We start from the raw sequence: 13,694 nt of genomic DNA, 5'->3' as shown, positions 1-13,694 counted from the left end.
GACAGGAATTTGAGTTGATGACCCGAGACTTCCACATAATGGCCAAAGTTCCGATGAAGCTTCGGTTGACGGGACTGCTGCGCTCTGAATATGAAGGGTATTAATACCAAACTGTACAGATACAACCAGTAACAAGAATGTCTAGTCTGGTCTACGCCACGGTACGTGAGGAGTTAGACAGTGGTCAATATACCGTAGAGCTTTCCACCGGGGGTATTTTCGACATTGTCACTAAGGCCGATCTTAGCGCCGGTGACATGATTAAACTAAATGGTGATGATTTGACCTTTGAGGGGATGGCAAAGCCAGATTCTATAGAAAGAAGTGAGTTAGGGACGGTGAAGAAACAACTTGATGGTGCTGCGATCGTGGAAATTAATGGAGTCACGCAGAAAATACCGAATCCGAGGAACATCAACGTGGAACCGGGCGCCGCCGTTGAGATCAGTAGGAATATGATCGTTGATGTACATCCCGGGATCGATCCTTCTCTGTCTCTCTTCGGGCCAGACAATGAGTCCCTGATTAATTCCTTCAAGGAGAGCAGATCGAGCGGGCAAGATGGAGATGAGGAGAAAGAACTGACCTTCAAGGACTTTGGGGGTATGACTACTCCGCAAGAACAGTTTCGTGAACGTGTCGAGCTATTTCTGACAGAATCTGATGCCCTCTCCACAGTTGGAACGGAACCGCGGATGGGTGCTCTTTTTTATGGGCCTCCGGGAACAGGGAAGACTCACTTTGCTCGGATACTTTCTGAGTCGATTTCAGCACAATTCTATCGTATCCGGGGCCCTGAAATCGTCAGTAAAGGTGTTGGCGACACTGAACGGTTAATACGCGAGATATTCGACGATGCGCGAGAAGAGAGTCCTTCGATAATCTTCTTCGATGAGATCGATAGTATTGCCGTCGATCGAGGTGGAGAGGGCACACGAGATTTCAGCCAACGGATTGTTGCCCAACTACTAGCCGTTCTTGATGGATTTGATGGAGCACAGGAGAACGTCTTTGTCATCGCTGCAACCAACCAAATCAATGAGATAGATGATGCGTTGCTTCGTCCGGGTCGGTTTGACTGGCAAGTACATTTTCCGAGACCTAGTGACGAACACCGTAGAGAGATTTTCAACACTCTACGGGAGGGATACAATCTCTCAGACACAATCACTGAAGAAAATATTGACCAAGTGATGTCTCGGACAGAGGGCTGGACGGGAGCAAAACTACGCGCGTTACTGAACGAGGCAGGAGTCCTCTGCGTAGCAGCTGGCCGCGATGAGATTCGACATTCTGACCTCTTGAAGGCACATGAGCGGTTAATGATGCAAATGAATACTAACGGTGGTGAATAATATGGGCATTCTCGCATGGGTGAAAGGAGCAGCGGCCACCACTATTCGGCTTCCTCTACGAGGGATAGACTGGGCAAAGACAAAATTAGGTTATGTAACTGTCCCACCTCTCCGTGAATTCGTCTATCTTGACGAAACCTCCGTAATTAGCCTGATCGCGTCAACTACTGGTGGCATCACTGAGCAGAAAAGCACAGTAAAGCGCCGTCAGATTTCTGGAAGCATCAAGGGAGGACTGGGCGATAAAACATCATCTCTGAACGCAAATATAGGTGCTACCAAGGAGAGCAGTTCAGAGGCAGTCCGCCGATATGTGATTCAGTCGAATTTCAAGGAGCTGTATGAAATGCGCGCTGATGATATGGTCATATCTGACGAATATGAGCCTCATGCGTCCGTTCCTCGTCGGATCTGGGATCGCCTGACATCAAACGATGAGCCTGAACCTCTAACTGAGGTCGATTTCGATAGAGGAAGCTTAGCGGAGGTGAATGTGAATCTTGGCTCTCACGAGGTTTATGACTTCTATACGGCAGTCGGTTCTATGGCAGAGATGTTCGACTTGTTCCCCGAAGAATCAGAGTTCTCTCGGCATCTCGATACTGAAGAGTTCTCAATGCGCGAGCTGGAGGCATTCTCCGAGCTTATCGAACATCTGTTAGCTGGGCTGGTGCCAATTGTGGGAGAAGTAGAAAACTATGGTGTCATAGTTGAAGACGATGAGCCCATCATCGTACACGAGGACTACGTTTCCGAGTACCAAAACAAGTGTGAACCTCTGAATATAGTCGGATTTGTAAATTCAGACAAGTTCTGGCAAGAAGAAACAAGGTTCTTATTTGACGACGATGAGTACACAGTCTATTGTCGGCTGGACAGTGATGAGGTCTCAGACGAGTGGATGCCAATTAAGCTATTGTCAGTAGTCGATTCGATAGTATCTGGGCTTGGAGAGTCGATTTATGACATCCCGGAGACATTCGAAGATGCAAACCCCGGCGCTCCAGTAGATGAAGGGAATGAAATAGAGCTTCGACCTCGGTTGGAAAGTTATCTTGATGAGCTTGAGGGCGAATCAAATCTTAACGTTAGTGCGGAAGAAGCCGAGGATGTGGTGCAATCTGTCCTCTCGGATACTGGCGAAACAACGTCGAGGATCGAGGGTATTGAGGAGGCGGTTGAAAAACTCGAAAGTGAGCTAGACAGCAGGAGCCACGACTATGAACTCGATGAATCAAAGCGGGATGATTTGATAGACGCGATTCTATCCAGAGAGTTTGAAACACTCGCACGTGGAGGGGAGCGTAACGAGTGGTATCTTGAGGTCAGCTTCACGGCGATATATTGGTAGGCGGTTCTGTTGAAGTGCTCTCGTTCCGTCTTCTGATTTGCCGAGAGGCTGGTTTCCAGTTTGATATATGAACATAGCGGCATTTTTCAAATCAGTATCCGAGAATGTAAACAAATCAAAAGGTCGAAGACCGCCTCAAGAACTGTCTGACAAGCGAACGCGTAATCGACTACAGTACCTTGTCTTCGACTACCTCCGGAACGATGTCCTTCTCCGCGAGCGGTGTAATATTGATCGCGACGCCGTGCTTGTGGACAGGCTGGTAACCCGCTGTCGTGATCTCCGATAGCGCACGATCCGACCAGTCCGAGGGAATCTGCTTATCCACCGTCTGACAGCGGTCATCGATTTCCTCAGCGAGCGCCTTGAACTCCGCTAGCGGTGGTAACTCGTCCACGTTGTCGACGCCTTCATCATCCGCAATCTGTTGGAGGTACTCTTCGTCAAGGACGGATGCGTCGTCGATACCCGTCGCGAGCGAGGCGAGCAGCTTCTCATCCTCGGTGAGGTTATCGAACGGCTCACCATCGTCGTCGAGGAGGTCGCTCCCCTCGCGCTCGAAGTAGTAGGTCATGAAGAGGATGCCCGTGCTGGAGTAATGATCCGAGCCTTTGAGCCGCCAGTTGAAGTAGTCGAAGAGGTCGGCAAGGTGGGCTTCGACGGGCTCGTCGCTGGGTTTGGCGTACTCCTCGCAAGCGTGTTCCAGTTCCTCAAGAGCGTCCACCCACTCGTCACGCCACTCGTCGACGGCGTTCCAGAAATTATCGGAGAAGGTGTCTTGGAACCACTCCTCGCCGTTCATTTCGCGGAGTCGTTTGAGCGTCTCGATGCGCTCCGCGGTCTCCTCGCGGAACGCGGCGACCTTGGGGGCTAGCTTGCTGACGCGTTCGCGATCGTCGTCGTCGAACTCGCGCTCACTGGTGGAGCCGAGTTCCTGCATCACCTCTTCGAGTTCGGCGATCTGTTCGAGCGCACTGGAGCAGAACTCGAACTCGTCGGTCGCCTCAGCGCGTTCGCTTGTGGAGAGTGACTCGTTGTTCCGACGTTGGTTCGCTGCCGACCGACGCTCGCGGAGTTCGGCTTTCCGCGGTTCGAGATACTGGTTGCTCAGGCGGTCGAATAGGCTGGCATCGAGTTGGTGGTAGTCGACGAAGCACGCGAAGCCCTCGCCCTTCGCGTCGGCGAGGAGCCGCGCCGTGCTAAGCTTCCAAACGATGGGCGTGTTCTCCATCGTGTCGACGTGGTAGGCGAAGAGTTCGTCCTCGATGAACGACCGGAGGTTGGGGTACGCCTCGTCGGCGGCGGACTCGGCCCCGAGAATATCGTCGACCTCGACGAGGCGGTCTTCGGCGTGCTCGCCGTACGCGTCCTCGAATTGCTCGACGATGTGGTTGAGCATGTCGGCCTGCTCGTCCGTACCTTCGAGCGGAATGATGCCGTCGGATTCCTCGCGGACGGCTTTCATCGCGAAGTGGTGGACAAGGTCTTTAACCTGTTCGTCAAGGTTGTCCGGGACTTCAGGGACGGATTCGGGGTTGGGGACTTCGCGATCTTCGGGGTCTTCGGATGTTCGGAGGAATATCTCCTGTCGGGCTCTATCCTGAACTTCGCTGGAAAGCTCGATCGCTGAGAACACCTGAGAATCTATCTGCTCGGATAGATTCTCCAGCTGCTGACGCCGCTTCAGTCGGGCTTGTTCCTCCTTTCGTGCAGCAGGTCTGATTGGGTCACTTACCGATATGGTGCTTGGATCGATTGAGGCCTCAGATTCCGACAGACTTCGCGAATGTGGGTGCGAGTAGAACGAATCGCCGCTTTCCGTAGGAAGTAGGCTCGGCCCTGTATAGTAGGGACTCGATGGATCATTTGCTCGCTGTTCCACCATAATTTCGTACTGCTCGCGAGCCGCAGACTCCAACCCGTCTTGCTTATCAATCGATTCGACCCACGGAACACTACCAACCTCGCCTGCGTTCCAGTGCCGCTCTGTCGTCAGTGAGAGAAAGAGATTGTGGTAGAGAGTCGAATTCAGTATGGCCATCATCTTCCAAAGAGACTTCTCCGTTTTGGGAAAGAGCATAAAACCAGTATGGCTGAACAAGCCTCCCGGATAATACCCGAATCGACGACCTGTATCCTTTATGTAAGTCCAACTCAGTCCCTTGTTGCCATATAGCGATTCGTTCCGAGTTCTGATCGACTTGCTGGAACGTTTAAGAATGGTTCCATTCCCACTCCACTCAACAGTCTCTGTGACCGGGGGGACTAGCCATGCATCTGCTCCACCCTTCGCAATCGGTTTGAAAACCTCATAATCGTCAATCTCCCAGAATCGCCTGACGAAACGGTCATCATCGGCTGTTTGAAGTCCCGGAACTGCGTTACAGATAGATTCTCCATCTACCCCTGCGTGCTCTGCGTCCAGTTTTGTTTCACATTCGTGCAACGCGCGGATTTCTTGAGGAATAGAGTAACAAATTGGGGTGCGAGGTATCTTATCGAACTCTTGCAGTTCAATATCGAAGCTACGAATCACCTCGTTATCGTTGGAATCAGAGAGAACCTCAGTGAATACCTGCTCTTTCTGCTCAGTTTGTATATCGTGAAGTCGGAGGAACGACCCCTTAGACCCCTGATTTGCTCCTGATTGGACTACAGTACCTACTGTCCGAACGGTGGCATTGTCCAAGATGCCAATTCCATATTCAGCTAGGAAGTCGAAACTCCCCTCATCTCCAATAAAGTCACTGCGGAAGTCTTGATACCGGTTTTTGTACATAAAGCTCCGGGGAACGAGCATCCCGATTCTCCCATCCTCCTTAGACACTCGATCACAGACCTCGAAGAAGTTGATATAAAACTCAGATGAGTATCGATAGTGCTCTTCAACATAATCCTGCACCACGTCTGGCATCCGATTCTTCGACCCATACGGCGGATTCATCAACGCCACATCATAGTCCTGTGCCAGCACGTCTAGCAGTCGGACGAAGCTTCGCAAGTCCTGCGCCAAGAACGAATCCTCCTCCCGGTGTTGGTCGACTGCATCACGCAGACTGTGTAGAATCTGCCCGAGCGTGTGATCCTCCCGCGGGTCGTCACCGAGCGTAATCTGAACCCCGGCCTGCTCGCTGTCGTCCTCGAACAGGTCGCCGAGCGTCCCACGCACGTCCAGCAGACTCCCGAGGCCGTGAACTTCCTCGAACGCATCAAGGATACGCCGGAGGGCATCCTCCACGTCTGACTTCCCGTCGGCCACCTCGTCGAACACCTCCTCAACGCCCTCGATGTCGGCCACCTTCGCGTCGGCACAGACGATGCCGACCTCCGGCATATCGAAGCCGCTCGCGCCCTCGGCCTCGGCCCGCGTCCGGCCCTTCAGATAGAGATTGAACGCGGCGAGTTGGCAGGCACGCATATCAAGGTCGACGCCGTAGAGGTTGTTCCGCAGAATCTCTCGTGGGATTTCGGCGTGGTCGAGATCTGTTTCGGCCCGATAGATGCGCTCCAGCACGTCGAACGCGTACAGTAGGAAGTGACCGCTTCCACAGGCCGGGTCAATGACGCGGATGTCTTCAGGGCCGTCGAACTCCGGTGGTTCACCTTCCTCTTCAGATGGGACGAGATAGGTACAGAAATCCGCAATATCTGGGGACTCGTCGGGGGATAGTGGGCGATTCTTACGTTCGTCGGGCGTCAGTGAGTCCTGTCTATCAACCGTCTCCTGCAGCGTTCCGTTGTCTTCGAGATAGAGCTTCCCTAGCGAGTTGTCGGTAAGCATCCGCACGACCCAGTGCGGCGTATAGAACTGGTTCGCTGCTGGCACGTCTTCAGGCTCTAGTCCTTCACGGTCGCCCTTCCGTCGAAGATCGTCAAGAAGATTGACGTTGTAGTACTCGTAGACCCAGCCCAGTACGTCGTCGGCCCGCCAGACCTCGTCAGATACCTCATCGAGCATCCCACAGAGGTCTTCGTAGGTGTCGTCGTCGGGATCGAGCTGACTGTAGGCCGTTGAGCGGTCGAAGAGAATGTCGATCTCCTCAGCGAGATCGTCGCACGCGTTCCTGTAGGCTTCGAGGACGGCTTCCTCCTCGAGCATGAACTCCTCGGTGACCAGCCGGTCGGCGGCTGGCGTGAGGCCGTCGTCGCGGAAGGCCGTGACCTCGTCGTCGATGAAGTCACGAACCTCCATACAACGGAGCGCGGCCAGCCGATTGACGATCGTGTAGCCGACGCCCGTGATGTACTGCTCGTAGCCGTCGTCCCAATCATTCCCGTCGACGGCTTCGAGTTCGATAGCCTCGACGAGGTCTTCCTGCTCCTCGCTTAGGGACGCATCGTCGTCCGGTTTCTCGTCGAGGTCATACTCGTCCTCGAGCTGGTAGCGAACGTTCGCCTCGACGCGGTCGCGCATCTCGGTGACGACGTCCTCGAGATGCTCGCGTTCTTCCTTGTCGAGCTGGGCCTTCCGGGGTTGGGTAGATTGTCCGTCCATACGAAACTCAGTGATGTTTCAAGCAGAACCATTGAGGTGTCTTGAAGATTGTCCATAGACTCTGGGACAGCGGCCGGGTCAGTATCCGTGATGTTCTCCGGAAAGTGGATACAAAACTGACTTTGACCTCCGAATAGAACATAGCGAACCTAATGGGGCGTATTCCGAGCTGGGCGAAGATCGTCCTGTTCCTGAGCTCCTATAGCCCGCTCTTCGCTATCGTCGCCCTCCGCGCCCACGATTCGACCCACTCGGTTTTCGGGTACCAACTGGAGCCCGTCGGAATCGGGCCTGTTGAGTTATCCTATTTTTCGCTCGGTTTCTCGGCTCTCACCGTGGTTAGCGTCGTCTTCTTGGCTCTGATGATACGGATGAATCGCACGAGACAGGGCCAGTTGAGCGAAATCGAGCACTACCGAAATCGGTCGGATATGTTCACAGAATACCTCTTAGTCTACATCTTCCCGTTCATCGTGTTCGAGTTCTCGAACATATACGATGTAGCAGCATTTCTCGTGCTATTTCTCACGGTCGCCGCGATCGTGATCCGCTCTAACCGCTTGTTCGTTAATCCGGTTCTGATCGGCTTCCGCTACCGCGTCTACGAAATCGAAACTGAGCACGACAGACGAATCCTCCTCACCAAGCAGGAATTGAGTGGGAACGACATGACACTCAATACCGCAAGAATAAGTAGTGATGTCTATATCACCACAAGATAATGAGTTCAGCGAGCCGAGTTGACGCTCGAGACCACTTCGACGAACTGGTTGCATTTCTCCAACGGATCGAAGACATCGACACCAGCGAACTCGGGATCGACCTGCTGCTGGCTCGTCTGAACGAGGAAAGTGCTGAAGACTACGACTACACGTTTGAGCGTATTTCGTTAGATCAAGAGCTCCCAGAGGACTTGGAGAATTTGGTGCGTGATAAGGTCGAGCATAAGCAATCAGCGCTCGAAAGCGACAACATTCGATTCTCGGATTACGGCATCGAAAATCGCGATCGCGACCAGACCTTCGTTCAGTACGAACCCACGGAGAACATCCCTCAGTTCGATAACTTCGAACGCCTGCTGGAGGGACAGCGGTTTAGTCACACGACATATACGGAGCCGCCGAAACCCGAATTCCAAGCGATCCGTATTCGAGATGCCGACAACGACCAGATGGCGATTGCCTTTCTAAACTACAGTCGGCGCCAGATTATGGGTCGAACGTCTCGTGCTCGTATGCTGGTCGGAAGTGAGAAACACCGGAAAGTGGATGACTCGTTGATCTCGATCCCTGACCGCGTGGATTCCATCTACTACGATGGAATGATGTACATTTTCGACCAGTCTCGGTTCGAGAAGATATTCGATTATCTCGCGGAGTATGAGCGGTGTGCGGATGACGTCATAGACCGAATCGAAGAAACGGACATCCCCTTCCACGACTTTGAGATGTTCAAGGAGGCAGTGTACGGGAACAACCGTGTGCTGAGACTGATGTACAAGGTACACGAACGCGGCGTGTACGAAGATATGGATTTAGACGACGCGGCGTATATCCGCGACAACTTCGATACCGACGTGAAATTCGAGGAGAACGGTGACGGAGAGATGTCCATTAAAATGGACGATAAACGAGATGTGTGGGCTGTTCTCCGTTTCTTCAACGACGATCACCTCGACTCGCCCCTTACGAATGAGCAGTACATCTCGCTCTCAAAGCAAGATGCTGGATAGACTCACTCAGTAGTCTCGCCGAGTATCTCCCGAGCCTGAGATTCAAGCGCGTCGAAATCGATCTCCTGATTCGGATTACAGGTAATTCTCACTCCGCTCCGACCGCTGCCCCGCATATCCTCTTTGACTGCAACCGACTCAGCATCGATCCCGAGTGCATCCGCAATCTCTGCAGCATCAAGCGACGCCGTATCGACGTCGTACAGGTCGATGTGGAATAGCGTCCGCTTCGTCCGGATCGCGATGCGACGTTTTCTACCCTTGTTGAACGCGACGTAGTGCTTCTGCCCCCACTCCGGCCCGTTGAGGAACTCCAGTTCCTGCAGCGCGGCTGTGACGTCTTCCAGCAACCCGGCTGTTTCCTCGTTTGAACGCTCGTTGAGGTGCCAACTCTGCCCGTCCTCCTTCCACGGCTCGTCAGAAGTGTCGGGACTTACGTCCGTCACGGTATGCTCCGGTGTCGGAATCGTCTGCTCTGCATCGAGATACAAGCGGTCGCCGTCCTTGAGGAGCTGGAACTCGATGACGGAGATGTCGATCGATCTGTCGCTGAGCCACCGGAGTACGATGTCCAGCCGCTCGCGGACAGATTCACCGACGAAGACGATTCGCTGATCCTGATTGAGCGTGTAGTCCTCGTTGCAGAACTCGTCGAGTACCTCGGTAAACGTGGTTTCCTCTTCGTAGAGCGTCCGACCCCACGTCGTGGACTTAAACTTCTCGAACTGGTCGCGGAGCTTGGAGTAATCCCAATGCGAGGTGTAGGCGGCGTACTTGAGACCCTGAAAATCGACCTTCGGCTTCAGCGCGCCTCGTTTGAGCTCGATGGCGACGACGTTGGCGTCTCGGTCGATGGCGAGCAGGTCGATCCCGTCGCCGATTTGCTTCACGGAGACTTCCCGACCGATGAGCCGAAAGTCCTCCCCGAGGATACTTTCGGGGCTGTTGATGATCCACTCCCGGAGGTCATCCTCACGGAATCCTTCTTCCTGCAGAGAGACCGTTTCCAAGGTAGAAACGTCTTCCTCGTTCCCGACTCTAAGCATGATGTCGAGATAGAGTCACAGATACATGATAATCTTTTGGAAGCACCAGTAAACGAAGAGCTGCCGGTTGTGTTGAAACCCTCATCTACTAACAAGATTGGGAGACTATTCGGTAAGCACAGACATCGTGATAATTATCCAGAACTTCAATCACATCTCTACATTCGACATCGCAGACGCTACAAGCCCCTCAGAAGGGATATTGTACCGACTAGTGATTGCTGGCACACTTGTCTCCTCGGAATATTTCGCGTGACACCGAATTAAATTCTCGACAGCTCCCATCAACCACCCGGGGTCGTTGTCTGGTCGCATACCGCCGGCATGAACGTCATCGTGACACGTACGACAGAGATAACACCCTGCTTTGTTCTCACCATACCGCCAATGATGAAAATCTAACCCAGCGTCAGGAGCGTCTCCACACAACCGGCATGCGTCAGGAGGCTCCCGGAACGCAGACTGTGAAATCCGCTGATTCGGCTCTAACCCCGCTTGACGAACCGCCTCATTCCAACTCCCAAATCGCTTCAGATAACTTCGACCGTAATACTCTCCCCGATCATCCATCTGTTCTTTCGTCGGCGTTTGATTCAATTCCCTCGCCAGTTGCCGGATCTCGTTCAATAAATCATCCGTCGGCACTTTCCACACCTGATTCGGCTCAAACCCCGCCTCCCGAAGAGCCTCATTCCACCCCCCGAATTCATTTTGGTACTGCGATGCCCAATATTCTCCCCGGTCATTCATCTCCGTAGTCGTCGGTGTTTCACCGAGTTCCTCCGCGAGTCGATGAAGAGCATCAAGCATATCCTCTCTTCTGTCCTCTCCCATACTGTACCCAAATCGATACTCTCTCAATTCATTACTTCGGTTTCAAAAATGGCTGCTAGTTACCCAATGAGCTATCCGGTTATTAGGATTTCAACAGAGCCCAGCTGCCAAACACCCAGCATAGATTCAGGAGTACAGCTTGATGCGTAGTATCGAGAGGCAGACGTTCACCGCGATTTAACAACTCTCAGCCGGGAGTAGCTGAGAATGAAGGAGATTATTAGCTCGATCGCTCAGATGTGGACTTCGGCGAAAGCAGCCATCTATCGAAGCGAGGCCGAGTTGAACGACGAAGCGACCTCTCGTCTCCCCGCCCCTGAAGAATTGCGCACTATCAGCGAAGTCGACATCCACGTCCGGACGAGAGCATTGTATCCGGGGCTAAGCGAGTTCTATTCGAGACAGGCCTTAGCCTCGATCAGCGTGGATCTAGTCGAAGAAGCACCTCCATACGACATCGTTCGCCTACAGCGCCAGCTACGAGGGTCTGATATTCCGGTCGTACAGGTTTTCGGCGACATATTGGTCTCCCGAGGTAACCTCGGCATGAACGAGACGCTCCTATTTTCTGGTCGTGATGACTCCTCGTTTGAGGTCTTGATCGAGTTAGGGTCTGACGTTGGGGATGTCGAGCGGTGGATTCGAGATCTCGATTCGGAGCTGTTTGAGCATCTTCGTGCCGTAGAAAACGACGTTGACGAGGGATTCGATCTCGAAAGGTACGATGACAGTGAACGCATTGCTACGAGTATTACGGCGAACCTCGAGAGAGCGTCCAAAACTACGTCCCTCGACGAGCTCCTGACGCAGGTCGAGGAAGAAGTGGATGATGTAACCGTTTTTCGGCGTTACGAGCCAGACTGGTACCTCCAACGCGTAGAGGGATCAAATCACCCCGATACGGCGATTCTGACCGTGAGTCACCGGTATCGAATCGACGATGAGTGGCATAGTGGTGCGGGAACTGACGAAGACGAATTCACCGAAACAGAGGCTGCACTCCGGTGGCTTAGGGAGTTCCGTAAAGACCCGCCAGAGTACATCGAGACACAATAGGTCGACTCCTTCTCACAGATTAGTCGATTTCCGGACGATAACGTCGTCGTCAATCTCAACGACATCCTTCTCTACGAGATGTTCGATAGCCTCGTCTACGTCTTCGGGAGAAAGGTCGACCGCAGCTTCTAACTCTGATCGAGAGATCGACTCGTTGAAGGCCTGCAACACTTCGATTTCCCGGTACACGCGTTCGGTGATTTCGGAGACCCGCTCGGCCAACGGCGTCGAGATGTTGTGCTGCTCTTCGAGTTCCAGTAGTGCCTCGTTCGCGTGTGTGACGAACAGCTCCTGTCCCAGCAAGTCGATCTGCTGTTCCAACTCGTCCTCGATAACGTCGAAATCGAGTTCGGTCTGCACAAGCGAAAACATGTCCTCGATGTCGTCCGTTCGCCCGGCGACTGACTTGAAAAGGAAGATGTCCTCGGAACTGACCAGCGCGACTGACAGCCTCCCGGCGTCGAGGTAGGCTTCACTTCGCCGGCGCATCCCCTCCGAGAGGACGAGCTTGTCGATCACCTGTTGGTTGAAGATGTCGATACGACACCCGTCGTCGTTCTCGAGGATCCGCTGCGCTCCGAGATCGTCATACTCCTCTCCGGGTTCTTTGACGACGTTGTACCCGTTATCCAGCAAGACTGCCTGTAGCACTCGGAGGTCGTCGCCGTCAGTGACGATTAGATCGATGTCCTTGGTCGTTTCCTTGAGACCACGGAACGACATCGCACCGCCCCCGATCAGGTAGACGGTCAGTTCGATTTCGAGCTGCCTGCCGACCCGATCTAGCTCGGACTTGATGTACTCGCTATCGAACCGTCGCCTCATACTGCCACCCCGTAGTCGTCGGCAAGCTCACGGAACTCTTCCCATCGCGGGAGGCGCCCCGACCGACTCTCTCCCTCGGTATCGAGGTACTCGAGCAGGTTCGAGACCCGTTCGTCGACCTCGTACTTTTCGGCGGCTTCGAGCAACTCGTTGCGTTCGATCGCCGTTTCGCTAATCAGGAGAAGGCAGTAGGACTGCGAACGCGTTCCGTTGTCGATCACGAGCATATGGCAACATAACTCCGCTGGTGATACCTCATCGACCGACTCCGAGTACAGGTAGTACCGACGCTGGCGAGCCATTAACGGGAGATCGTACGCTTGGAACAGTTCCGGCCCCGTCAGGTGGAACGCGTCTTCTTCGATTTCGGCGCGAGTCTGGACGAGAAACTCGTCCAGCGATTCCCAGAGGAGTGTGAACGACTCAGCGTGGTCTTCGACGCGGTGTCTGTGCCGTAAATGCGCAAACTCACGGGCCACCGTAGATAGCTCCTCGAATTCGTCGTTGAGCGTGTACTTCCCGTCCGACTTGTAGATCATTCCGCGGTTCTCCAGCGGAGATAACGACCGATGTACCGTGCTCCGATGGACATCGACTTGCTCCGCAAGTTGGGTGGCAGTCGCCGGCGACTGCAGGTAGTACAGAATACGTAGCGTGGCGCCGCCGAGCAGTTCGGGAAACGGAATGTGGGTGTACTGTTGGACGAAACTGTCGAACAGTTCGATGGCTCGGGCGTCTGACCGATTGATCTGCTTCTGCTTTCCCTCGCGGCTGGTGTGAACCAACCCCTTCGACTCCATCCGATCAACGAGTTCGGACACGTAACTGCGGCTTCGGTCGAGTTCCTCGGCGAGTCCCGAAACCGTCGACTCACCCTGAAGGGCTTCTAGCGCCCGAAGCTCTGCCTCAGAGTACACTACGTTGCATATCTGCGAATCGAATATAAATAAGTTCGGCTTTTTGCAACACCTGACCTACATTCGAGCGGCTCGATCATCAT

10 protein-coding genes are annotated in these 13,694 nt (G+C 53.6%); 5 read left to right on the top strand and 5 right to left on the bottom strand.

Translation table 11 applies throughout. The annotated features are described in order from the left end of the window. The first annotated feature begins 137 nt into the window (after positions 1-137). Together HALXA_RS01425 and HALXA_RS21585 are read left to right on the top strand one after the other, a co-directional pair. Positions 138-1,355: an ATP-binding protein gene (locus HALXA_RS01425; protein WP_013878517.1), complete on the top strand. Its 1,218-nt coding sequence runs from the start codon at positions 138-140 to the stop codon at positions 1,353-1,355. A gap of 1 nt (position 1,356) precedes the next feature. Further along, entirely contained in the window at positions 1,357-2,706 is a 1,350-nt protein-coding gene (locus tag HALXA_RS21585) for a DUF6414 family protein (RefSeq protein ID WP_013878516.1), read from the top strand. Between the two features lie 169 nt (positions 2,707-2,875). Here HALXA_RS21585 and pglX read toward each other — a convergent pair whose 3' ends face one another. Then, complete coding sequence (pglX, locus tag HALXA_RS01415) at positions 2,876-7,201, bottom strand: BREX-5 system adenine-specific DNA-methyltransferase PglX (RefSeq protein WP_013878515.1); 4,326 nt, start codon at positions 7,199-7,201, stop codon at positions 2,876-2,878. A gap of 152 nt (positions 7,202-7,353) precedes the next feature. Here pglX and HALXA_RS01410 point away from each other — a divergent pair, with 152 nt between their 5' ends. Together HALXA_RS01410 and HALXA_RS01405 are read left to right on the top strand one after the other, a co-directional pair. Further along, complete coding sequence (locus tag HALXA_RS01410; RefSeq protein WP_013878514.1) at positions 7,354-7,923, top strand: hypothetical protein; 570 nt, start codon at positions 7,354-7,356, stop codon at positions 7,921-7,923. Beyond that, entirely contained in the window at positions 7,923-8,933 is a 1,011-nt protein-coding gene (locus tag HALXA_RS01405) for a Kiwa anti-phage protein KwaB-like domain-containing protein (RefSeq protein ID WP_013878513.1), read from the top strand. Before HALXA_RS01410 ends, HALXA_RS01405 begins: the two co-directional genes overlap by 1 nt. A 2-nt stretch (positions 8,934-8,935) precedes the next feature. Here HALXA_RS01405 and HALXA_RS01400 read toward each other — a convergent pair whose 3' ends face one another. Both HALXA_RS01400 and HALXA_RS22835 read right to left on the bottom strand, forming a co-directional pair. After that, positions 8,936-9,979: an endonuclease NucS domain-containing protein gene (locus HALXA_RS01400; RefSeq protein WP_013878512.1), complete on the bottom strand. Its 1,044-nt coding sequence runs from the start codon at positions 9,977-9,979 to the stop codon at positions 8,936-8,938. Positions 9,980-10,129: 150 nt separating this feature from the next. Next, entirely contained in the window at positions 10,130-10,789 is a 660-nt protein-coding gene (locus tag HALXA_RS22835) for a homing endonuclease associated repeat-containing protein (protein WP_394324800.1), read from the bottom strand. Positions 10,790-11,020: 231 nt separating this feature from the next. Between HALXA_RS22835 and HALXA_RS01395 the strand changes: the two genes are divergently transcribed. Next, positions 11,021-11,869, top strand: a complete 849-nt coding sequence (locus HALXA_RS01395) for a hypothetical protein (protein ID WP_013878510.1) — start codon at positions 11,021-11,023, stop codon at positions 11,867-11,869. 12 nt (positions 11,870-11,881) lie between these two features. Here HALXA_RS01395 and HALXA_RS01390 read toward each other — a convergent pair whose 3' ends face one another. Together HALXA_RS01390 and HALXA_RS01385 are read right to left on the bottom strand one after the other, a co-directional pair. Then, on the bottom strand, positions 11,882-12,694 hold the full coding sequence (locus HALXA_RS01390) for a DUF6036 family nucleotidyltransferase (protein ID WP_013878509.1): 813 nt from the start codon (positions 12,692-12,694) through the stop codon (positions 11,882-11,884). Continuing rightward, positions 12,691-13,611: a helix-turn-helix domain-containing protein gene (locus HALXA_RS01385; protein WP_013878508.1), complete on the bottom strand. Its 921-nt coding sequence runs from the start codon at positions 13,609-13,611 to the stop codon at positions 12,691-12,693. The genes HALXA_RS01390 and HALXA_RS01385 overlap by 4 nt, the downstream gene beginning before the upstream one ends. Between the last annotated feature and the right edge of the window lie 83 nt (positions 13,612-13,694).

The organism is Halopiger xanaduensis SH-6, assembly GCF_000217715.1.
Lineage (GTDB): Archaea > Halobacteriota > Halobacteria > Halobacteriales > Natrialbaceae > Halopiger > Halopiger xanaduensis.
This window is presented reverse-complemented; position numbering and strand designations above follow the sequence as displayed.

What these genes read in the sequence shown, in the direction of transcription:
- HALXA_RS01425 (WP_013878517.1), top strand. Translation starts at nt 138, where the DNA reads ATGTCTAGTCTGGTCTACGCCACGGTACGTGAGGAGTTAGACAGTGGT.
- HALXA_RS21585 (WP_013878516.1), top strand. Translation starts at nt 1,357, where the DNA reads ATGGGCATTCTCGCATGGGTGAAAGGAGCAGCGGCCACCACTATTCGG.
- pglX (WP_013878515.1), bottom strand. Translation starts at nt 7,201, where the DNA reads ATGGACGGACAATCTACCCAACCCCGGAAGGCCCAGCTCGACAAGGAA.
- HALXA_RS01410 (WP_013878514.1), top strand. Translation starts at nt 7,354, where the DNA reads ATGGGGCGTATTCCGAGCTGGGCGAAGATCGTCCTGTTCCTGAGCTCC.
- HALXA_RS01405 (WP_013878513.1), top strand. Translation starts at nt 7,923, where the DNA reads ATGAGTTCAGCGAGCCGAGTTGACGCTCGAGACCACTTCGACGAACTG.
- HALXA_RS01400 (WP_013878512.1), bottom strand. Translation starts at nt 9,979, where the DNA reads ATGCTTAGAGTCGGGAACGAGGAAGACGTTTCTACCTTGGAAACGGTC.
- HALXA_RS22835 (WP_394324800.1), bottom strand. Translation starts at nt 10,789, where the DNA reads ATGCTTGATGCTCTTCATCGACTCGCGGAGGAACTCGGTGAAACACCG.
- HALXA_RS01395 (WP_013878510.1), top strand. Translation starts at nt 11,021, where the DNA reads ATGAAGGAGATTATTAGCTCGATCGCTCAGATGTGGACTTCGGCGAAA.
- HALXA_RS01390 (WP_013878509.1), bottom strand. Translation starts at nt 12,694, where the DNA reads ATGAGGCGACGGTTCGATAGCGAGTACATCAAGTCCGAGCTAGATCGG.